The sequence below is a fragment of the Bradyrhizobium elkanii USDA 76 genome, assembly GCF_023278185.1.
Taxonomy (GTDB): Bacteria; Pseudomonadota; Alphaproteobacteria; order Rhizobiales; family Xanthobacteraceae; genus Bradyrhizobium; species Bradyrhizobium elkanii.
Map to the genome: position 1 here is coordinate 4,540,122 of NZ_CP066356.1, position 19,954 is coordinate 4,560,075.

Annotated in this window: 20 protein-coding genes and 3 tRNA genes; 11 read left to right on the top strand and 12 right to left on the bottom strand. The window is 64.2% G+C overall.

Going from position 1 to position 19,954, the window contains the following annotated elements; translation table 11 throughout:
* Nucleotides 1-51 precede the first annotated feature (51 nt).
* Both JEY66_RS22035 and JEY66_RS22040 read right to left on the bottom strand, forming a co-directional pair.
* The gene (locus JEY66_RS22035) at nt 52-1,137 is read right to left on the bottom strand and encodes an enolase C-terminal domain-like protein (protein ID WP_026192826.1); all 1,086 of its coding nucleotides are present in this window, start codon (nt 1,135-1,137) and stop codon (nt 52-54) included.
* A gap of 18 nt (nt 1,138-1,155) precedes the next feature.
* A complete protein-coding gene (locus JEY66_RS22040) occupies nt 1,156-2,487 on the bottom strand; it encodes a multicopper oxidase family protein (RefSeq protein ID WP_026192825.1) in 1,332 nt (443 codons plus the stop codon).
* A 154-nt stretch (nt 2,488-2,641) separates the two neighbouring features.
* Between JEY66_RS22040 and JEY66_RS22045 the strand changes: the two genes are divergently transcribed.
* From JEY66_RS22045 to lon, 5 genes are all read left to right on the top strand, one after another.
* A tRNA-Leu gene (locus JEY66_RS22045) sits at nt 2,642-2,726 on the top strand.
* Nucleotides 2,727-2,890: 164 nt separating this feature from the next.
* The gene (tig, locus tag JEY66_RS22050) at nt 2,891-4,249 is read left to right on the top strand and encodes a trigger factor (protein WP_018271870.1); all 1,359 of its coding nucleotides are present in this window, start codon (nt 2,891-2,893) and stop codon (nt 4,247-4,249) included.
* Nucleotides 4,250-4,489: 240 nt separating this feature from the next.
* A complete protein-coding gene (locus JEY66_RS22055; protein WP_016847729.1) occupies nt 4,490-5,125 on the top strand; it encodes an ATP-dependent Clp protease proteolytic subunit in 636 nt (211 codons plus the stop codon).
* Nucleotides 5,126-5,565: 440 nt separating this feature from the next.
* A complete protein-coding gene (gene clpX / locus JEY66_RS22060) occupies nt 5,566-6,840 on the top strand; it encodes an ATP-dependent Clp protease ATP-binding subunit ClpX (RefSeq protein WP_018271869.1) in 1,275 nt (424 codons plus the stop codon).
* A gap of 322 nt (nt 6,841-7,162) precedes the next feature.
* Complete coding sequence (lon, locus tag JEY66_RS22065; RefSeq protein ID WP_018271868.1) at nt 7,163-9,592, top strand: endopeptidase La; 2,430 nt, start codon at nt 7,163-7,165, stop codon at nt 9,590-9,592.
* A 112-nt stretch (nt 9,593-9,704) separates the two neighbouring features.
* Here the strand turns inward: lon and JEY66_RS22070 are convergent, their stop codons facing one another.
* Nucleotides 9,705-10,913, bottom strand: a complete 1,209-nt coding sequence (locus JEY66_RS22070; protein ID WP_018271867.1) for an MFS transporter — start codon at nt 10,911-10,913, stop codon at nt 9,705-9,707.
* Between the two features lies 1 nt (nt 10,914).
* Entirely contained in the window at nt 10,915-11,583 is a 669-nt protein-coding gene (locus JEY66_RS22075) for a GntR family transcriptional regulator (RefSeq protein WP_018271866.1), read from the bottom strand.
* A gap of 200 nt (nt 11,584-11,783) precedes the next feature.
* Between JEY66_RS22075 and JEY66_RS22080 the strand changes: the two genes are divergently transcribed.
* Complete coding sequence (locus JEY66_RS22080; protein WP_016847732.1) at nt 11,784-12,188, top strand: GFA family protein; 405 nt, start codon at nt 11,784-11,786, stop codon at nt 12,186-12,188.
* Between the two features lie 83 nt (nt 12,189-12,271).
* Nucleotides 12,272-12,348 (top strand) — tRNA-Val (locus JEY66_RS22085).
* Nucleotides 12,349-12,511: 163 nt separating this feature from the next.
* Here JEY66_RS22085 and JEY66_RS22090 read toward each other — a convergent pair.
* Nucleotides 12,512-12,721 (bottom strand): hypothetical protein, encoded by a 210-nt coding sequence (locus tag JEY66_RS22090; protein ID WP_016847733.1) that lies wholly within the window; start codon nt 12,719-12,721, stop codon nt 12,512-12,514.
* A gap of 247 nt (nt 12,722-12,968) precedes the next feature.
* Between JEY66_RS22090 and JEY66_RS22095 the strand changes: the two genes are divergently transcribed.
* From JEY66_RS22095 to JEY66_RS22105, 3 genes are all read left to right on the top strand, one after another.
* Nucleotides 12,969-13,250, top strand: coding sequence for a hypothetical protein (locus JEY66_RS22095; RefSeq protein ID WP_016847734.1), 282 nt, complete (start codon nt 12,969-12,971; stop codon nt 13,248-13,250).
* A gap of 22 nt (nt 13,251-13,272) precedes the next feature.
* Nucleotides 13,273-13,578, top strand: coding sequence for a YciI family protein (locus tag JEY66_RS22100; protein WP_018271865.1), 306 nt, complete (start codon nt 13,273-13,275; stop codon nt 13,576-13,578).
* A 90-nt stretch (nt 13,579-13,668) separates the two neighbouring features.
* The gene (locus JEY66_RS22105; RefSeq protein ID WP_018271864.1) at nt 13,669-14,520 is read left to right on the top strand and encodes a class I SAM-dependent methyltransferase; all 852 of its coding nucleotides are present in this window, start codon (nt 13,669-13,671) and stop codon (nt 14,518-14,520) included.
* Here the strand turns inward: JEY66_RS22105 and pepT are convergent, their stop codons facing one another.
* Nucleotides 14,521-15,777: a peptidase T gene (pepT, locus tag JEY66_RS22110; RefSeq protein WP_016847737.1), complete on the bottom strand. Its 1,257-nt coding sequence runs from the start codon at nt 15,775-15,777 to the stop codon at nt 14,521-14,523. It lies immediately after the preceding gene.
* Between the two features lie 171 nt (nt 15,778-15,948).
* Entirely contained in the window at nt 15,949-16,272 is a 324-nt protein-coding gene (locus tag JEY66_RS22115) for an HU family DNA-binding protein (protein ID WP_259171327.1), read from the bottom strand.
* 307 nt (nt 16,273-16,579) lie between these two features.
* Between JEY66_RS22115 and JEY66_RS22120 the strand changes: the two genes are divergently transcribed.
* Nucleotides 16,580-16,656 (top strand) — tRNA-Asp (locus JEY66_RS22120).
* A 115-nt stretch (nt 16,657-16,771) separates the two neighbouring features.
* Here JEY66_RS22120 and JEY66_RS22125 read toward each other — a convergent pair.
* The 5 genes from JEY66_RS22125 to JEY66_RS22145 form a co-directional block, all read right to left on the bottom strand.
* Entirely contained in the window at nt 16,772-18,079 is a 1,308-nt protein-coding gene (locus tag JEY66_RS22125) for a hypothetical protein (protein WP_018271863.1), read from the bottom strand.
* A 157-nt stretch (nt 18,080-18,236) separates the two neighbouring features.
* Complete coding sequence (locus tag JEY66_RS22130; RefSeq protein ID WP_016847740.1) at nt 18,237-18,428, bottom strand: hypothetical protein; 192 nt, start codon at nt 18,426-18,428, stop codon at nt 18,237-18,239.
* Between the two features lie 14 nt (nt 18,429-18,442).
* The gene (locus JEY66_RS22135; RefSeq protein ID WP_016847741.1) at nt 18,443-18,643 is read right to left on the bottom strand and encodes a hypothetical protein; all 201 of its coding nucleotides are present in this window, start codon (nt 18,641-18,643) and stop codon (nt 18,443-18,445) included.
* Between the two features lie 97 nt (nt 18,644-18,740).
* A complete protein-coding gene (locus JEY66_RS22140) occupies nt 18,741-19,385 on the bottom strand; it encodes a haloacid dehalogenase-like hydrolase (protein WP_016847742.1) in 645 nt (214 codons plus the stop codon).
* A gap of 192 nt (nt 19,386-19,577) precedes the next feature.
* Nucleotides 19,578-19,781: a hypothetical protein gene (locus JEY66_RS22145; RefSeq protein ID WP_016847743.1), complete on the bottom strand. Its 204-nt coding sequence runs from the start codon at nt 19,779-19,781 to the stop codon at nt 19,578-19,580.
* Nucleotides 19,782-19,954 lie beyond the last annotated feature (173 nt).

Below are 19,954 nucleotides of genomic sequence, written 5' to 3' on the forward strand. Positions count from 1 at the left end.
ACATGAATGCGTCGCAAAGGTGAAGCGCGCGCTCACCAGCCAGGATCGCCGCTAGGTCACGAGATACTTCGCGACCGCCGGCTCGTTCCATTCGATCCCGAGCCCGGGACCGCGGGCGGTCACCGCGCCGTCGACGATTTCGGCGGGCCTTGTGAGGATGGAGCCGGCGAAGTCGAGGAATTCGAGCCAGTGCGCGGTCGGCGTCACCGCGAGCAGGTGCGCGCTGACTTCCGCGAACAGATGGCTCGACATCGGGATCGAGGCGGCGTCGGCTTGTCCTGCGACTTGCACCCAGCCGGTCACGCCGCCGACCTTCATCACGTCGGGCATGATGAAGTCGGACGCGCCGGCCGCGATCGCTTCGGCAAAGCCGCGCGGAAACCACCAGTTCTCACCAGCCTGGATCGGCGTCGGCGAAGTCTCGCGGACTTTTGCGTGGCCGGACAGGCTCTCCTGCGGCACCGGCTCCTCGATCCAGTGCAAATCGTAAGGCGCAAGGCGGGCGATGCGGCGGGTCGCTTCCGCCGGATCGAGCGACTGGTTGAAGTCGATCATCAGCGCGATGTCGGGGCCGAGCAGGGCGCGCACGCCCTTCACGACGCGCTCGTCAATGGCGGCGTTGCCATCGCCGCCCTTGATCTTGATGCCGCGAAAGCCCTGGTCGAGCGAGCGGCGCAGCGCGCGCTCATCGGCGACAGGATCGACCACGCCGTAGCTGTCATAGGCCTTGATCGGCTTCGCCGAGCCGCCGAGCAGTTCGACCAGCGGCCGGCCGGCGAGCTGGCCGAGTACGTCCCAATAGGCCATGTCGAGACCGGATACCGCCATGCCGACGAGGCCCTGCCAGCCGAGCAGCCGAAACTTGGCGTCCATCGCCTTCATGAGGTCGAACGGCGCGACCGGCTTGCCGATGAGCTCGCGGCCGATCTCCTCGATCAGATAGGCAAGAGGCTTAAGCGTGAGCTTGCTGTAGGCGAAGATGTAGCTGCGGCCGGTAATGCCTTGATCGGTCTCGACATCGATCAGAACCAGCGGGCCGGAATCGATCACGCCGAAGGCGTTCTTCACAGGGCGCTTGAGCGGCACCACGACGCTTCGCGCCCGAACTCCGCGGATCGCTGCAACTGTCCGGCTCATGGACGTTTCCTCTTGTTGTTATTGGACACTGTACCATCGGACCAGCCGCGGCGCGGCCCAGTCGGTCGCGACCTGCTCGATCAGATAGCGGCCCGGATATTCAGCGAGGAAAGCGATGCGCTGGGTCTGGCCCGGCTCAATCGCGAGCGTGTCGAGCCAGAACGGCTTCCAGCCGTCGTCGAGCCGGTCGAGCAGACGGAAGTGATGGCCGTGCAGATGAAAGACGCTGGCGATCGCGCCGCGGTTGGTCAGCGCCAGCACGACCGACCGGCCGGCCTTGGCCTGAAAGGCCGGAGCGGCCGATGGCTTGAAGTCCGCCGGGCGGAACCATTCGGTCGGCGTGCCGAGGGTTAGCTCGAATCTTGCGGCGCTCTTGAGATCGAGCTGGGCGGGCATGTCGTTGCCCGGCAGCGGCGGTGCCGGCGGGAACGGCGCGGGGCGGACCGGCGGGTCGTTCGAGATGGCCAGCTTGCCGACCGGGCGGGCCTGCTTGCCGTCGTGCAGCAGGATCGCGAAGCTGGTTCCGGTAGGTCCGGCCGCGTCGACGAAGACATCGGTGCGGCTGCCGGGAGCCAGTACCAGCGCACCGTTGCGGGCCGGAAACGGTTCGGCTGGCTGGCCGTCGATGGCCATCACCCGGACGTCGAGGTTCTCCAGCTTGACCGCCAGCACGCTGCGTTGGCTGCCGTTGATAAAGCGGAGTCTGAGGCGGGCATTGGCCGGCGCCGAGATGTCGTATGAGGTTTTGCCGTTAATCGTATGAATTTGCGTCGAATCTTTTGGATCGTTGCCGGCCGGGATTGCGCTTCCGTCCGGCCGCAGGCGCCACTCCTCGATCAGCAGGACCTCGTCGCGATCGACCGCGACCGGCGAGGTGCCAGTCACGATCAGCGGCCGCGGCCGTGCCGGCGCCGTGCCGCCATCAGCGAACAGCGGCTCGCACAGGAAGGTGCCGGCATGCCGAAGCGGCAACTGGAAGCTATCCTTGCCCCCGGCGACAAGCAGCGCCCGGGAAGCCAGTGGCTCCGCCGCGGCGATGCCGTCGAGCCCGCGGCAATCCAGCGCGGCCGCTACCGGCAGGTCATTGCCAAAGGTGACGTCGAGGACCTCGCCGCGCTTGAAGCGGAGGTCGCTGCCGCCGAGTGACCAGACCGGTGTCTCCGGTCCGCCAGGACCCGGTCCGTCCGGACGAAGCGAGATGCGGTCGGGTTTGGCCTGGAGCGCGACCGCGGTCCGGCCCTGTGCCGAGACGGTGGCCGGCAGAGTAGGGCAAAGCGCCGCGGCGCCGAGGGCGGCGATCAGGTCACGCCGGGTGAGTGAAAATTCGGGAGTTGCGGGGGGACTTGCCATCCGGCCGATGCGGACCATTTTCAAGTGTACCTGTCCAGTCGCGATCGGTCGCAGGGCGGGCTCAACAGCGGCCATTTTTTTGCTGCGAACCGGTGGGCGCATGTTATAAGCCCGGCCGCCCGCGGCATCGCGGCCGGACTGGGATGCTTTTCGCGCGGGCGTGGCGGAACTGGTAGACGCGCTGGATTTAGGTTCCAGTGACGAAAGTTGTGGGGGTTCGAGTCCCTCCGCCCGCACCAAGCGCTTACAGCGTTTGCATGACGAATTCTTGGAGAACCTTTGGCCCCGATGGGGTGAGGGTTCGCCGAACCCACAGACGTTAGGCCGCAAGGCTCAGCGTCGAACAGATTGAACACTGCCACGGCCGCTCGGGCCGCGGCAAAAGCGGAAGAAGATTGATACCATGCAGGTCACCGAGACCCTCAACGAGGGATTGAAGCACGAATTCAAGATCAGCGTCCCGGCATCCGATCTCGATGCCAAGGCGGACGCCAAGCTGGTCGACCTCAAGGACAAGGTCCGTCTCAACGGCTTCCGTCCCGGCAAGGTGCCGGTGGCGCATCTGAAGAAGATCTACGGCCGCTCGGTGATGGCCGAGACCATCGACCAGACCATCAGCGACACCAACCGGCAGATCTTCGAAGATCGCGGCTTCCGCCTCGCCGGCGAGCCGAAGATCACGATGCCGACCGAAAAGGACCAGGTCGAGGAACTGCTGTCGGGCAAGACCGACTTGACCTACACCGTCGCGATCGAGGTCGTGCCGCCGATCCAGCTCGCCGATTTCAAGTCGTTCTCGGTCGAGAAGCCGGTGGTCGATGTCTCCGACGCCGATGTCGACGATGCCATCAAGCGGATCGCCGAAGGCAGCCGCCCGTACAATGCCAAGACCGAAGGGGCGGCGGAGAAGGGCGACCGCGTCACCATCAGCTTCAAGGGCACCATCAACGGTGAAGCCTTCGAGGGCGGCACCGGCGAGGGCATTCAGGTCGTGATCGGCGCCGGCCAGTTCATCCCGGGCTTCGAGGAGCAGCTGATCGGCATCGGCACCAACGAGACGCGCACGCTGAAGGTCTCGTTCCCGAAGAACTATCTGAACGAGAAGCTCGCCGGCCAGCCGGCCGAGTTCGAGACCACCGCAACGCTGATCGAGGCGCCCGGTGAGACCACGATCGACGACGAGTTCGCCAGGACGCTGGGCCTCGAGTCGCTCGACAAGCTGAAGGAAGCCGCCCGCGAGCGCCTGACGGCCGAGTTCGCCGGCGCCACCCGCCAGAAGGTCAAGCGCGCGCTGCTCGACCGGCTCGACGAGAGCCACAAATTCGAGGCCCCGCCGTCGCTTGTCGCCGAAGAGTTCAACCTGATGTGGAACTCGATCAAGGCCGAGATGGACTCGTCCGGCAAGACCTTCGCCGACGAGAACACCACCGAGGAAGCGGCAAAGGAGGAGTACCACAAGATCGCCGACCGCCGCGTCCGCCTCGGCCTCGTGCTGTCGGAGATCGGCGAGAAGAACAAGATCACGGTAACCGACGACGAGGTGTCGCGCGCCGTGATCGAGCGTGCGCGCCAGGTGCCCGGCCGCGAGAAGGAGGTCTGGGACTACTATCGCAGCAACGCCCAGGCGCTGGCCCAGCTCCGCGCCCCGATTTACGAGGACAAGGTCGTCGACTTCGTCCTGGAGCTCGCCAATGTGACCGAGAAGAAGGTCACCAAGGACGAGCTGTTCAAGGATGAAGACGCCGAGAAAACTGCCGCTTAATTTCGGCACCTCGCGTTAATGATGAACCGCGAAAGCACGCCTGGCGAGGGTCCCCGTCGCTAGGCGTGCAGACGCGAATCAGCTTGAACTTCTGCGACCTGCCCAGGTGGCTAGTGCGGCGAGTTGACGGCCTTGTCGGCCGGAAATTGGCCCATATCTGGGTTAAGCCTTGAGGCAGTAGTCTTGAGCCAAGTAATCTCGAGCAAAGTTCTGCATCACCCCTAACCCTTGGGTTCTTTCATGCGCGATCCCGTTGAAACCTACATGAACCTCGTGCCGATGGTCGTCGAGCAGACCAATCGCGGCGAACGCGCCTACGACATTTTCTCGCGCCTTCTGAAGGAGCGCATCATCTTCGTCACCGGTCCGGTGGAAGACGGCATGTCGACGCTGATCGTCGCGCAGCTGCTGTTCCTCGAGGCCGAGAATCCGAAGAAGGAAATCTCGATGTACATCAACTCGCCGGGCGGCGTGGTGACGTCGGGCCTTGCGATCTACGATACGATGCAGTTCATCCGTCCGCCGGTATCGACGCTGTGCACGGGGCAGGCGGCCTCGATGGGCTCGCTGCTGCTGGCCGCCGGCGAGAAGGACATGCGCTTCACGCTGCCGAATTCCCGCATCATGGTGCACCAACCCTCCGGCGGCTTCCAGGGCCAGGCCACCGACATCATGCTGCACGCGCAGGAGATCCTGAATCTCAAGAAGCGCCTCAACGAGATCTACGTGAAGCACACCGGCCAGACCTACAAGGCGATCGAGGACGCGCTGGAGCGCGACAAGTTCCTCACCGCCGAGGACGCCAAGGCGTTCGGCCTCGTCGACAAGGTCATCGACAAGCGTCCGGACGATCCAGCCGCCGCGAAGGCGGCCTGATCTGGGCAGGCATCTCGAGGCGTCGGTGTGATCTCCACATTGACGCCTCACATAACCGGCAAAAGCAGCGGTGGACCCGCGGGCGGGTGCATGCGCACAGGCGGAAAGTTCCGGTTTCGTGCTCATATACCGACGTGGTAATCCCGCAACGTTCCGTGGATTTCGGCGCGTATTCCACGTGCGATCGTTGAAAATCACGGTATTGTCACGGTCTTGAGCCGGCCATCCGATTAGCGAATTCTTGATAGTCGGGTGCCAGCATGGTTGGCTGTGATGCATCGGCTATGATCGCGGAGATTCGAATAAACCGTGATCCACACGGTCAGTATTGCGTAGGGTCTTTTTTGGTACGGAATTTGCTCTATCTACCCAAGACCCCGGTTTTGTGCCGGATTGGGTCGATCTGGCAAACAAGATCGAACGGCGGACGGAGATAATGAATGAGTAAGGTCGGCACGAGCGACGCCAAGAACACGCTATATTGCTCGTTCTGCGGCAAGAGCCAGCATGAAGTTCGCAAGCTGATTGCCGGACCGACTGTCTTCATTTGCGACGAGTGTGTCGAACTGTGCATGGACATCATTCGCGAGGAGAACAAGTCCTCGCTGGTGAAGTCGCGCGACGGCATCCCGACGCCGAAGGAAATCTGCAAGGTCCTGGACGACTACGTGATCGGCCAGAGCCATGCCAAGAAGGTGCTGTCGGTCGCCGTCCACAACCACTACAAGCGGCTCAACCATCAGACCAAGCACAACGACGTCGAGCTGGCGAAGTCGAACATCCTGCTGATCGGTCCGACCGGTTCGGGCAAGACGCTGCTCGCGCAGACGCTGGCCCGCATCCTCGACGTGCCCTTCACCATGGCTGACGCGACGACGCTGACCGAAGCCGGCTATGTCGGCGAGGACGTCGAGAACATCATCCTGAAGCTGCTGCAGGCCGCCGACTACAACGTCGAGCGTGCGCAGCGCGGCATCGTCTATATCGACGAAATCGACAAGATCAGCCGCAAGTCGGACAATCCCTCGATCACCCGCGATGTGTCGGGCGAGGGCGTCCAGCAGGCGCTGCTGAAGATCATGGAAGGCACGGTGGCCTCGGTCCCGCCGCAGGGCGGCCGCAAGCATCCGCAGCAGGAATTCCTGCAGGTGGATACCACCAACATCCTGTTCATCTGCGGCGGTGCGTTCTCGGGCCTCGAGAAGATCATCTCCGCGCGCGGCCGCTCGACCTCGATCGGCTTCGCGGCGCAGGTGCTCGCGCCGGAGGACCGCCGCACCGGCGAGATCTTCCGTCACGTCGAGCCGGAAGACCTGCTGAAGTACGGCCTGATCCCGGAATTCGTCGGCCGTCTGCCCGTCGTTGCGACGCTGGAGGACCTCGACGAGACCTCGCTGAAGAAGATCCTGACCGATCCGAAGAACGCGCTGGTGAAGCAGTACCAGCGGCTATTCGAGATGGAGAACATCGAACTGACCTTCGCCGACGAGGCGCTTGGCGCGGTTGCCCGCAAGGCGATCGAGCGCAAGACCGGCGCGCGCGGCCTGCGGTCGATCCTGGAGAGCATCCTGCTCGAAACCATGTTCGACCTCCCGGGCCTGGAGGGCGTCGAGGAAGTCGTGATCTCGCGCGAGGTCGTCGAGGGGACGGCGCGTCCGCTCTACATCTACGCGGATCGTTCCGACCGCGCCGTCGAGAGCAGCGCAAGCGCGTAAACGGCGCTCGTCTCGACCCGCCAAAAATGCACGGCTGCCGGACGCTCCGGCGGCCGCCGTGGCGCAGCAGCGGCGCTCTTGCGGCGTAGCAGCAAATGCCTGTTTAGCCTGAATTTCCGGGCACTTCTCAGACTTGACACCTCCGTGCCTGATAGCCACCTAATGCTATCGGCGAAGGGATCTCATGCGTTGAGATTCGTCGCTTTTCGATACGGAATAAGCGACTGCTGACAGCATCTTTTTCCGGATCACCAAGGCACCTTGTGGCGGTTGCGCAAGTAGGCGGATTGCGTGCAAGGGGGCAAAACAAAAGGATAAGGCCATGACGACCTCAAAACCCCGGCCAACGATCGTCCACGGCGAAAGCCACTCCTATCCGGTGTTGCCGCTCCGCGACATCGTCGTCTTCCCGCACATGATCGTGCCTCTCTTCGTCGGTCGCGAGAAGTCGATCCGCGCGCTCGAAGAGGTGATGAAGAACGACGCGCTGATCATGCTCGCGACGCAGAAGAACGCGTCCGATGACGATCCGGCACCCGATTCAATTTACGAGACCGGTACGCTCGCCAGCGTCCTGCAGCTCCTGAAGCTTCCCGACGGCACCGTGAAGGTGCTGGTCGAGGGCCTCGAGCGCGCGCGCGTCGAGAAGTACTCCGACCGCAGCGAATATTACGAGGCGACCGCGGTCGCGCTCGCCGACACTGACGCCAACTCGGTCGAAGCCGAGGCGCTGGCGCGGTCGGTCGTGTCCGACTTCGAAAGCTATGTGAAGCTGAACAAGAAGATCTCCGCCGAGGTCGTCGGCGTGGTTCAGGCGATCACCGATTTCGCCAAGCTCGGCGATACCGTTGCCTCGCATCTCGCGGTCAAGATTGCCGATCGGCAAGCCATCCTGGAGACGTTGTCCGTCACGCAGCGCCTGGAGAAGGTGCTGGGCCTGATGGAGAGCGAGATCTCGGTGTTGCAGGTCGAGAAGCGCATCCGCTCGCGCGTCAAGCGCCAGATGGAGAAGACCCAGCGCGAGTATTACCTGAACGAGCAGATGAAGGCGATCCAGAAGGAGCTCGGCGACGACGAAGGTCGCGACGAGCTGGCCGATCTGGAGGAGAAGATCTCCAAGACCAAGCTGTCCAAGGAAGCCCGCGAGAAGGCCCAGCACGAGCTGAAGAAGCTGCGCCAGATGTCGCCGATGTCCGCGGAAGCGACCGTCGTGCGCAACTATCTGGATTGGCTGCTGTCGATCCCGTGGGGCAAGAAGTCCAAGGTCAAGAAGGACCTCGAGGCCGCGCAAGCGGTGCTGGACTCCGATCACTACGGGCTCGAGAAGGTCAAGGACCGCATCGTCGAGTATCTCGCGGTGCAGTCGCGCGCCAACAAGCTGACCGGACCGATCCTGTGCCTGGTCGGGCCTCCCGGCGTCGGCAAGACCTCGCTCGGCAAGTCGATCGCCAAGGCCACGGGGCGCGAATTCGTGCGCGTGTCGCTCGGCGGCGTGCGTGACGAGGCCGAGATCCGCGGTCACCGCCGCACCTATATCGGCTCGATGCCCGGCAAGATCATCCAGTCGATGCGCAAGGCGAAGACCTCGAACCCGCTGTTCCTGCTGGACGAGATCGACAAGATGGGCGCCGATTTCCGCGGCGATCCGTCGTCGGCGCTGCTTGAGGTCTTGGACCCCGAGCAGAACTCGACCTTCAACGACCACTACCTGGAGGTCGACTACGACCTATCCAACGTGATGTTCATCACGACCGCGAATACGCTGAATATTCCCGGCCCGCTGATGGACCGCATGGAGATCATTCGGATCGCCGGCTACACGGAGAACGAGAAGGTCGAGATCGCGCGCAAGCATCTGATCCCGAGCGCGCTCTCCAAGCATGGTCTGGACTCCAAGGAATGGTCGATCGACGACGCGGCCTTGCTCTTGATGATCCGCCGCTACACCCGCGAAGCGGGCGTCCGTAACCTGGAGCGTGAGCTCTCCACACTCGCCCGCAAGGCGGTGAAGGAGCTGATGATCTCCAAGAAGAAGTCGGTGAAGGTCACCGAGGCGAATATCGAAGAGTTCCTCGGCGTTCCGAAGTATCGCTTCGGCGAGATCGACGACGAGGATCAGGTCGGTATCGTCACCGGTCTGGCCTGGACCGATGTCGGCGGCGAGTTGCTCACCATCGAAGGCGTCATGATGCCCGGCAAGGGCAAGATGACCGTCACGGGCAATCTGCGCGACGTGATGAAGGAGTCGATCTCGGCGGCGGCGTCCTACGTCCGCTCCCGTGCGATCACCTACGGCATCGAACCGCCGATGTTCGACCGGCGCGACATCCACGTTCACGTGCCGGAGGGCGCAACGCCGAAGGACGGTCCGTCTGCCGGTGTTGCGATGGCCACCGCGATCATCTCGGTCATGACCGGCATCCCGGTCCGCCACGATGTCGCGATGACCGGCGAGATCACGCTGCGTGGTCGCGTGCTGCCGATTGGCGGTCTGAAGGAGAAGCTCCTGGCTGCCGCGCGCGGCGGCATCAAGACGGTGCTGATCCCGGAGGACAACGCCAAGGATCTCACGGAGATTTCCGATGCGATCAAGGGCGGCATGGACATCATTCCGGTCTCGCGGCTGGATGAGGTCGTCGCCAAGGCGCTGGTCCGCGTGCCCGCGCCGATCGTCTGGGAAGAGGAGACCAGCAAGGTCGATGTCAAGCCCGATGCTTCCGACGAAGCGTCCGGCGGCCTGACGGCGCACTGAAGCAGGCTTCAGTCGAAATAGAAAACGGCGCCTTCGGGCGCCGTTTTTGTTTTGCCGATCCGCACGCGTGGCGGATTTTCTCGCCGCTGCATGGCAGCTTGGTCGAGGGCGTCTACTCTTTCTTCTCGACGATGAAATTGCCGATCGCGCCGAGCGCCATCAGCACGCTGGTGCCGAGGAACACCGCGGACATGCCGATATGGCCGCCGATGAAGCCGCCGGCGAGCGGGCCGATCACCTGGCCGGCATATTGCGCCGAGATCGAATAGCCGAGCATGCTGCCGGTGACCGCATCGGGCACGTTGTGCCGGATCACGCTCGCGATGCAGGGCAGCAGGCCGCCGAGCGCGAGCCCCATCAGGAAGCGGAGCAGGATCAACTGCCAGCCGCTGACCACGAAGGCCTGCGGGATCAACAGCAGCGCCGAGACAGCAAGGCAGATGGTGATGATCCGCCAGTGGCCGACCCGATCGGCCAGCTTGCCGAGATGCGAGGACGACAGCAGGCTGCCGAAGGCCGCCGCCGACATCACGAGGCCGGCGACGAATGTCACCTGCGGTGCGTCGACCAGTTGCGCGACATAGACCGTGATGATCGGCTCGATCGACATGTTGGCGACCATCAGCAGCAGGCCCGTTCCCCACATCGCGACGACAGGGCGCTTGTCCGGGACCAGCGACCAGCCGCCCCGCGCCTTGCCGCCTTTGGCCTTCGGGCGTGCTTCCTCGCGGATCAGGAACGTCGTGCCGAGGAAGGTGAAGAAGATGACGCCGCCGATCAGGAAGAAGGTCGCGCGGATGCCGATCAGCCCCGGCAGCACGCCGCCGATCAAGGGACCGACCAGGCTGCCGGCCATGATGCCGGCCGACAGCACGCCGATCGCCCAGCCGGACCGCGCCTTCGGCGTCTGCGCCGCGACCAGCACGGTCGAGCCCGACGCGTAGCCGCCGAGCAGGCCGGTCAGCAGCCGCAGGCTGACCAGCTCATAGACGTTGTGCGCCATGCCGATCAGCGACATGGCGATCGCCATGCCGAGGCTGGCGCGGATCAGCATCAGCTTGCGGCCGTAGCGATCGGCGAGCCGTCCCCACAGGGGGGCCGTCAGCGCCGCGCTGAAGAAGGTCGCGCCATAGGCTACGCCCGACCATTGCACGATCGCGGCGTGATCGGTCACGCCGAGCTGCTCGACATAGAGCGGCAGGAACGGCAGCAGCAGCGTCATCCCCACGATAGTCGTGAAGGAGCCGAACACGCAGACGATCAAATTGCGTTTCCAGGGGCCCGCGTCGAGCAGGGCTTCGCGATCGACTTCGATGTTCATGTCAGCGCAGTCCGATCACGGCGAAGCCGCGCGCTCGGAGGCCGCGGCGGTCCTCGTTGAGCGAACGCAGCAGGCGATCGCGGGTATCGGTGATGTGGTCGGCGGCCTCGCGCGCGGCGGCCTCCGGATCGTTGGCCTTGATGAGGCCGAGGATGCGCCGGTGCTCGCGCCAAGCTTGCTCGCGCGACGGCTCGGTCCACACTTCCAGCCAGCGTGCCCGCGACAGCCGGGTCATCGCGCCGGCGATCGCCTTGACGATGAAGGGATTGCCGGAGAGCCGCGCGATCTCGACATGGAAATCGGTGCCGACCCGGTGCCATTCCTCGCGCGGCGCGCCGGACTGGCAGGCGTCCAGCATTTCTTCGATGCCGGCGATATCGGCCGCGCTCGCCCGCGCGCAGGCGAGGCGCGCCGCCGTCGTCTCCAGCGGAATCCGGAACTCGGCAAGCGCCTCCAGCTCACCGAGGTCGATCGGTGCGACAATCCAGTTGCGGCCGTCGCGGCGCACCAGCTCTTCGCCTTCGAGCCGGACCAGCGCGGCACGGATCGGCGTGCGCGATCCCTCGAACCGGCTCTCCAGCCAGCGCTCGGTCAGCCGCTCGCCGGGGCCCAGGTCGAGCGACAGGATCATCTCCCGGAGCTGGTCATGGATCTGAAGCATCTGCGACATGGCGCCGTCCTTTGGCCGCCGCTTGGCGGGCACAGAATCTCGGTCTGGCAGGTTTCGTATCCCGATTTGGTATCCCAAACAAGGCAGCTATGGGATGCCGACGTTGCTCCGTTAAGGGAGGTGGGCCGAGAGCCAGGGCCCTGGACGATGGAACCGCGCCCACGGCGGTTGCTTGGTTTGACGGAATTGGAGAGCGCTCCATGCGTATCGATGGGCAATGCCATTGCGGGGCTATCACCTATCAGGCCGAAATTGATCCCGAACAGGTGTCGATCTGCCATTGCACGGACTGTCAGGCGCTGACCGGTTCGCCCTATCGCGTCACGGTGATTTGCGGCGCCGAGCAAGTCCGGCTCACCGAAGGTGTACCGAAGGTCTACCGCAAGCGGGGCGATAACGGCCGAATCCGCTTCCAGCACTTTTGCAGCGATTGCGGTTCGCCGCTGTTCACGAGCGGCGAGGACGGCGGGCCCGACGACTGGGGCATCCGCTGGGGCAGCATTCGCCAGCGCGACCGATTGCCCCCGCGACGCCAGGTCTGGTGTCGCTCCGCCGCGCCATGGATCAATGATCTCAAGGAATTGCCGGCGCGGCCCAAGGATTGAAGCTGACCGACTGGAGCTGACGGATTGAGGAGTTGCGGCCTTGCGCCTCGGGGGCAGGCGAGGCTAAAGAGGCGCGCAGGTAAGGGCGGCTAGCTCAGCTGGTTAGAGCATCTCGTTTACACCGAGAGGGTCGGGAGTTCGAATCTCTCGCCGCCTACCAGCCTTCGCCCTCCGGGCTACGGCTTGGCAAGCCAGCCATTTGAGCACGAATTCATTCGCTTGTTCGGTGCGCGGGGCGAAGGCTGTCGCGCCGAAGCTCGAAGAGCGCAGGCGGACTGGCTGCCTAAACGCGCGCGGGCGTGATTTCCCCTTTGGATCCAGCCCTACGGTTGCAGCATCCTGATGGTCGCGATCGGCCACTTCCCGATGTGGCCCTTGATCGAGATGCGCAATCCATGAGATTCGTCCAGAAACACGCCCTCGACGGTTCCTGCGGTTCCATCGGTGAGAACCGCGGCTCGTCCGACCAGCTCCGCCTCCGCCTGCACATGCTCGCGCAGGATGACGGTGGCGCGGTGTTTCACGAGCTGCAAAGCGGCCTCTGGTTGATGAGCCCTGTGGAGCAAGGCCATTGCACGGCTCTCGGTGAACGCGCGAAGAGGGCGCGATCCCGGCCGTGGGTAGTCACATGGGGATGGCCGGGACCGCGCTTGCTCCGCGCTGGCGTGGCAAGTGTCGTTCGATGACCGATCGCGCGAAAGGTGCCGAAAGTCACGCGCGCAGGTTTGATGCCGACGCTTCCGCGATGCTATTCTGTCCGCCTAACCGGGAACTCGATGCATGCGCAAACTCGCCGCGATTTTTCTTCTCACCATGATTGCCGGACCCGCATTCGCACAGTCGGATCACGTTCAGCGCTATCGCGAAGAGGTCGAGAAGTCGCCGGCCGATGCGGCCAACGAGGCGCGGCAGCAGCGCGCCTATCAGCGTGCGCTCAGCGGTGTGCCGGATCAGAAGCCGACCGATCCCTGGGGCATTGCGCGCAGCGACGGGCAGAGCGCGCCCAAGGCGAATGCCGCAAAGCCGAAGCCGGCCAAGCCCACGAGCGCAGCCGCCAAATAATCTCCGAGCGCGGATCGGGTCGATGAAACATTACGTCTGCAAATTGACCGGACCGCGTCCGACCTTTCCGCAGGACATGACGCCGCAGGAAGCCGCCATCATGCAGGCGCATGTCGCCTATTGCGGCGAGCTGCTGCACGCCGGCAAGGCGCTGGTGTTCGGGCCGGTCGCCGATCCGGCAGGGATCTGGGGCCTGGGCGTGCTGCAACTGCCCGACGATGCCGATCCGCAGGAGATCGTCGCCAACGATCCCGTCACCAAGGCCAATGCCGGATTCACCTATCAGGTGATGCCGATGCTGCGCGCCGCGACGCGCGAGAGCTGCTAGGGCATGATCCGGAAAAGTGCGAGGCGGTTTTCCGAAAAGATCATACCCAAACTTGAGACGACAGAAGCTTCCTGAAAAGGTTTGGATCGCATGAACGCAGGCCACCCGCAAAACGCCGATCAGATCGCATACTGGAACGGGCCGGGCGGTCAGCGCTGGGCCACACGGCAGGCCGCGCAGGATATCGTGCTGCAACCGGTGCTCGACCTCCTGATCGATCGCGCCGCGCCGAAAGCCGGCGAACGCGTCGTTGATGTCGGCTGTGGCAGCGGCGCCTCGAGCTTCGCACTGGCGGCGAAGGTCGCGCCGGCTGGTCACGTGCTCGGCGTCGATGTCTCGGAGCCGATGCTGACGCGGGCGCGGCAGAGCGCGCCGCAGGGTTTGCCGGTCGAGTTCGCGCTGGCCGATGCGACCGTCTATCCGTTTGTCGGCGAGAGCTTCGATCTGTTGGCCTCGCGCTTTGGCGTGATGTTCTTTGCCGATCCCGTGGTGTCGTTCGCCAATCTGCGCAAGGCGATGAAGCCGACGGGCCGTCTCGCCTTCGCCTGCTGGCAGGAGCCGCGCGAAAATCCGTTCTTCATGACGCCGCTTGCTGCCGTCTACAAGCACGTGCCGAAACTGCCGCCGCTCGGGCCCGAGGATCCCGGCCCGTTCGCGTTCGCCTCCGAGGCGAGGGTGAAGCGGATCCTGGGCGAAGCCGGCTTCTCCGGCATTGCTATGGAGCCGTGCCGGCTCGAGCTCGATGTCGCGACCGGGCGCGGCATCGATGCCGCGATCCAGGGCGCGCTCGAGATCGGGCCGGCCAGCCGCGCGCTGGAAGGGCACGCGGATGACGTGCGCGCCGCTGCGATCGCCTCGATGCGCGAGGCGCTGGCGCCGTTTGTCAAGGGCGATGCGGTGCTGCTGCCCGGCGCGATCTGGATCGTGACGGCGCGGGCCTGATCAGGCCTTCTCTTCCCAGATCATCGCCAGGTGCACGATGGTCTGCACGGCCTTCTCCATGTCCTGCCGGCTGACCCATTCGAGCCGCGAATGGAACGCGTGCTCGCCGGCGAAGATGTTCGGGCAGGGCAGTCCCATGAAGGACAGCCGCGAGCCATCCGTGCCCCCGCGGATCGAGGTCTTCACCGGCGTGAGGCCGGCGCGCTGGATCGCCTCGATCGCATGGGCCACGATCTGCGGGTGGCGATCGATCACATCCTTCATGTTACGGTACTGTTGCTTGATTTCCATGCGGTAGGTCGAGCGCGGATAGCCCTTCATGACATCGTTCACGATGCCTTCCAGCAGCGCTTCCTTCTGCTTCAGGCCGGCCTCGGTGAAATCACGCACGATGAAGTCGATCCGCGCGTTCTCCAGCGCGCCCGAGATCGCGACCGGATGCAGGAAGCCTTCCTTGCCCTCGGTGGTCTCGGGCGAGCAGGTGTCCTTGGGCAGGCGATCGACGATCGCGGCGGCGATCTTGATCGCGTGCTCCATCTTGCCCTTGGCAAATCCCGGATGGGTCGCGACGCCTTCGATGATGATGCTGGCGCCGTCGGCCGAGAAGGTCTCGTCCTCGATATGGCCGGCGGTCTCGCCGTCCATGGTGTAGCCGAAATCGGCCCCCAGCTTCTTGATGTCGACCTTGTCGACGCCGCGGCCGATCTCCTCGTCCGGCGTGAACAGGATCTTGATGGTGCCGTGCTTGACCTGCGGATTGGTGACCAGGAAATGCGCGGCGTCCATGATCTCTGCAAGGCCCGCCTTGTTGTCGGCGCCGAGCAGGGTGGTGCCGTCGGTGGTAATGATGTCGTTGCCGATCTGGTCGGCCAGCGCTTCGTGCTCGGCGGCGCGGATCACCTGCGAGGCATCGGCGGGAAGCACGATGTCGCCGCCGCGGTAGTTCTTCACGACCTGCGGCTTGACGTTCTTGCCGGTGCAGTCGGGAGAGGTGTCCATGTGCGAGCAGAAGCAGATCACCGGCACCGCCTTGTCGGTGTTGGCCGGGATCGTCGCGTAAACGTATCCGTGCGGATCGAGATGCGCGTCGGATATCCCCATCGCCTGCAGCTCGGCGACCAGCAGCCGCCCGAGATTCTTCTGCTTCTCGGTGGAGGGGCAGGTCGGTGAATCCGGGTCGGACTGGGTATCGATCACGACATAGCGCAGGAAGCGCTCGGTGACGGTGTGCTTGAAGTCGAGAGCCGGTGCCAGCATGAAAACCGCGCAAAAACAGGGGAAAGGAACAATGCGCTTTGGCGAAGTTGGTTCACGCGAGCAAACCGCGTCAAGGCGAGCTTCGAAGGACAATCCTATAACAGAAAAGCGCCACTCCGGGGCCGCGTCACGAGCCGGAATGGCGCTTTGCCTTAACGGACAGAGAAGGCGCTAGACGGCTTCCTTCAGCTCCTTGGCGGCGCGGAAGGCGACCTTCTTGCTCGCCTTGATGTGGATCTGTTCGCCGGTCGCCGGGTTGCGGCCCATGCGGGCGGCGCGCTTGCGGACCTGCAGGATGCCGAGGCCGACGATCCTGATGCGCTCGCCCTTCTTGAGGTGCTTGGTGATCCTTGTGACCATGTCGGTCAGGATCGCCTCGGCCTGCTTCTTGGACAGCTCCTGCTCTTCGGCGATGGCCGCCGCCAAATGCTTCAGCGTGATCGTCGCCGGTGTCGCTGCTTTCTTCGCCATGTCTGGCCCTCCTCGTTGCTGAATGGCTGGATTGCTGCTTTCACGCGAATGGCGCGCCGTTCGCGTCGGGAAAATGCGTCCGGAAAGGTCCTGAAAACCGCCGGTTCCGGGAACGGGCAGCGCCGGGCCGGCCACAGGAAACCCAGACGTATCAGGCCTTATTTGATTCGGGGCTTCGCTGACTACGCCGTTTCCCTTGAAAACAGGCGACAACCCGTGCCGGCGCCGCGAAAATGCCGACGCTGTGCAGGGATCCGCAACCTCCTTGACTAACCGGATGCGGGCCTTTATGCCCTCGGTCCTGCGCGGATCAATCCGATGATCGGCATCCGCGGGAGTAGCTCAGTTGGTTAGAGCGCCGCCCTGTCACGGCGGAGGCCGCGGGTTCGAGTCCCGTCTCTCGCGCCATTCATTTCAATGACTTAGCAGCGTGTTTGGCCCGGAACCATCGGACCCTCTGGACCGATGCCGTAACGAGTTGCTTGCCCTCCCGTTCACTGCACCTGGCAACTGTCGCGACAGCTCAGGACGCCGCGAGGCCAACGGCGCCGACCGGTTGAGCGGCGGCCTGCTCGCGACTGACGGATGATGCCACGCGCTGTTCGGGCGTCAGCCACCACAACAGGAACAGCAGCGCTATCCCGTTCGACAGCAGGCCTGTCGTGAGCGGCACGTTCATGATCGCCTGGACAGCGATGCCGGACGAAACCGCGATGAAGCGCGGCGACAGGTGCTTTGAGACCATCGATCCCACCGACAGGGTCAGGCCGCAGACGAATGCCGACACCGGGGCGAGCGCAAGACCGACCGATGCGATGCCCTCGGTGGCGAGGAAGGACGCGTTGAAATTGCCGTCCTGATAAATCGCTCCAAGCGTCGGGCCGAGTTCGCCGTACGGGCAGGCGGCCATGTATCGCAGGATGGAGATCTGGCAGAACCGGGTGAGCTCGTGGTGCGCAAAGAAGTCGGCGTATTGATCGAGCGCGAGCGACGGGATCGCGACGAAGCGCAGATTGATGGTGCTGAACACGATATAGTTCTTGTCGACGCCGAGAATGGCGAAAGCCGAAAGGCCGATGATCATCGGGATCAGAAATGCGACCACCGTGGCCAGCCGCGGGTCGAACCGGCCGTACAGCCAGAACAGAAACGGCAGCCAGATCGGCAGCAGCAGCACGGTCTTGTTGTTGACGACGGGATAGAAGCAAAGCGCAAGTAGCAGCACCCCGGCCGCCGGCATCCACCGCCTGCGCGATGCGAAATGCGCGAACAGGTAGGGCAGGACCGCGCCGATCATGATCCCGGTGAGATAGTTCAACAGCGCCGGCCGCACGACGGCGGTGCGGGCTGCGCCATAAGGATCGCCAAGATTGGCCCCGTAGGAGACGTCGGCGACCAGCACGGCAAGGCACGACGCCAGCAGCAGAACCGCGATGCGCTTGACGGCGGCTTCGGACAAACCGGGCCGCCAAACCGGGATATTCTGGAGCATCAGAGGGATCATCGCGGCGGCCAGCGCGGCGATCATGGCCCAGCGGGCGATGGCGTGCGGATAGTCGAACGCGCTGAAGAAGCTGAGCCAGACGAAGCCGAACACGGCTGACAGCAGCGAGAAGCCGACCAGATAACCGAAGCTGAATCGTGCCGCGACGAACGCCGGGACGAACGCGACCATGATGGCGGTGCCGAGGGCGGCCTGCGCGTTGATGCCGGATCGCCAGACATGCATCGCCGGGAATGCATGCCCGCAGGCGATCATCGAGGCGACGCTGAGGACGAAGAACCCGGGGATCGTGACCCCGACAACCAGGTCATCGCGCGTCAATGTCATCGTTCCGTCCGAATCCGAAAGCTGCCAGGCAGCTAGCCGGTCGGCCCTGAACGAAGCAAGTTAAGCAATATCTCGGTCTGTGTTGTTATGTTTCTGCCTGGCGATTCGTCACCGCGACGCCTTGTTGAATTCACAGAACGGCAACACGTTGCCTTGATCAGGCAAAGAATGCGGCGACCGCGTTGAGGTCGGATTGTCCCGGGGTGTCGCCGCGCAGATTGGCGTCGATGACGCGGCGGCAGGCGTCAACCGTGTGGGTGTCGCCCAATTCGTTGGCGGCCTCGAGGATCGACCAGACCGTGTCCAAGGGAACGTCGCCCTGCACGGTTGCCTTCGGGTCTGATAGCATCGGCGGGGCCGCGGTTAGAATTCGAACAGGTCGCGGCCGTACCGCGCCAGGTTGTGCAAGTCCGCCACCGTGCCGCGCACCGCATTGCAGCGGCGGCATTCGATGATGGTGTCGCCGGATGCGTGCGCGGGATCGGCGACCTTGATCGCCAGGCTGCCGCAATCCGTGCAGATGATCTTGAAGCCGGTTGAAATTACTTGCTGCTGCAAATTCATTGTGGCCTGCGCCTCTGTTGACGCCGACCTTGACCGACAACTTTTAAGACTGGGGTCGCGGAGCGGATCGCAATCGAGCGACCAAGTTAGGACGCGGTTAAGATTTCGCCGCGGCCGCGCGGCCCTGCAGATGCAGCGTCGGCCTGCCGAGCCCGGCCGCGGCGGCGCGCACGGCTTCGCGGGCATTGACGGTGATGATGCCGGCAGCGTGGGCCCAGACCGCGAGGTCGGAGGCGCTGTCGCCGGCGTAGATGAAGCCCTCGGGAAATGTCTTCCGCAACAGGTCGGCCTTGTTGGCGCCCTTCAGATTATGTTCGCCGTCGGAGGCGAGCACCTGGTCGATCCAAGGCAGACCCGACGCCAGCTTCCGTGCGAGCAGCGCGTCGGCAGCGGTTGCCAGCACGATGCGGCGGCCGGCCGCATTCTCGCGCTCGGCCAATGCGACGACGTCCTGGTGCAGTTCGATCCGGCTCCAGTCGATGTGCTGGCGCTGTGCGAGCCGGCGCTTCAGCGCCGCGCGGCCGCGCGTCAGCCAAGCGGCGCATGACACGACGATCAGCGGATTGCGGCGCAGGATCGAGAAGAAGCTCAGATAGAGCAGGTCGCCCGTGATCAGCGTGCCGTCGAGGTCGAGCACCAGCGGCAGCGATGCCGGGAGGCCTAGCAAAGGGGACAACCCGTCGGTGCGGGAAGCATCCTGCGGCTTCGCGATGTCGTCGCCGGCGAGGCGAGGCTTGGTCATTCGCGGCGCTCAGCCGGGTTGCGACCATGCACACGTCGATTGTGCGCACTCCGGTCTCGGTGGTCCTGCAATCGCCGTAGCCGAACCTGCTCGCAAAGGCCACACCATCCTGGTCCGTGCTTGAGACGATCGGGACCAACAAGAAAGGCCGCCCGAGGGCGGCCGTTTTGTCTGCCGAAGCCTGAAAGCGTCTTAGCGGACCGTGGAGGTGCCCGAGGAGGTGATCGCCACCGGTTTGCCGGCCTTGATGACCTGCGTCGTCTGGGCAGTCTGCGTGAAATCCGCGTTGTTCCGGGCCGAGATGCCGAGCGCCGCAATCCCGATCGCCGCAACAAGGGCAACCACCACAATCTTGAGATGGGTCGCGCGGTCAGCTGAATGGATCGAGTGGTTCATGGTCGCCTCCGGGCGTCTGTGCGCCGTCTATGGCAGGTACTGGTAAGCCCCATCTGTTTCCGGATCGTTTCGTGAGTTCCCGGAAATGGTTTCGTGCCACGGGCGGATTGGTTTCACCGTGCCTTGCGTCACACTCGCGGCCGGCTAAAACTGACCTCAGGCGCGGAAATGCG

Coding starts and splice junctions, on each gene's coding strand:
- JEY66_RS22035 (WP_026192826.1), bottom strand. CDS start 1,137: ATGAGCCGGACAGTTGCAGCGATCCGCGGAGTTCGGGCGCGAAGCGTC.
- JEY66_RS22040 (WP_026192825.1), bottom strand. CDS start 2,487: ATGGCAAGTCCCCCCGCAACTCCCGAATTTTCACTCACCCGGCGTGAC.
- tig (WP_018271870.1), top strand. CDS start 2,891: ATGCAGGTCACCGAGACCCTCAACGAGGGATTGAAGCACGAATTCAAG.
- JEY66_RS22055 (WP_016847729.1), top strand. CDS start 4,490: ATGCGCGATCCCGTTGAAACCTACATGAACCTCGTGCCGATGGTCGTC.
- clpX (WP_018271869.1), top strand. CDS start 5,566: ATGAGTAAGGTCGGCACGAGCGACGCCAAGAACACGCTATATTGCTCG.
- lon (WP_018271868.1), top strand. CDS start 7,163: ATGACGACCTCAAAACCCCGGCCAACGATCGTCCACGGCGAAAGCCAC.
- JEY66_RS22070 (WP_018271867.1), bottom strand. CDS start 10,913: ATGAACATCGAAGTCGATCGCGAAGCCCTGCTCGACGCGGGCCCCTGG.
- JEY66_RS22075 (WP_018271866.1), bottom strand. CDS start 11,583: ATGTCGCAGATGCTTCAGATCCATGACCAGCTCCGGGAGATGATCCTG.
- JEY66_RS22080 (WP_016847732.1), top strand. CDS start 11,784: ATGCGTATCGATGGGCAATGCCATTGCGGGGCTATCACCTATCAGGCC.
- JEY66_RS22095 (WP_016847734.1), top strand. CDS start 12,969: ATGCGCAAACTCGCCGCGATTTTTCTTCTCACCATGATTGCCGGACCC.
- JEY66_RS22100 (WP_018271865.1), top strand. CDS start 13,273: ATGAAACATTACGTCTGCAAATTGACCGGACCGCGTCCGACCTTTCCG.
- JEY66_RS22105 (WP_018271864.1), top strand. CDS start 13,669: ATGAACGCAGGCCACCCGCAAAACGCCGATCAGATCGCATACTGGAAC.
- pepT (WP_016847737.1), bottom strand. CDS start 15,777: ATGCTGGCACCGGCTCTCGACTTCAAGCACACCGTCACCGAGCGCTTC.
- JEY66_RS22125 (WP_018271863.1), bottom strand. CDS start 18,079: ATGACATTGACGCGCGATGACCTGGTTGTCGGGGTCACGATCCCCGGG.
- JEY66_RS22130 (WP_016847740.1), bottom strand. CDS start 18,428: ATGCTATCAGACCCGAAGGCAACCGTGCAGGGCGACGTTCCCTTGGAC.
- JEY66_RS22135 (WP_016847741.1), bottom strand. CDS start 18,643: ATGAATTTGCAGCAGCAAGTAATTTCAACCGGCTTCAAGATCATCTGC.
- JEY66_RS22140 (WP_016847742.1), bottom strand. CDS start 19,385: ATGACCAAGCCTCGCCTCGCCGGCGACGACATCGCGAAGCCGCAGGAT.
- JEY66_RS22145 (WP_016847743.1), bottom strand. CDS start 19,781: ATGAACCACTCGATCCATTCAGCTGACCGCGCGACCCATCTCAAGATT.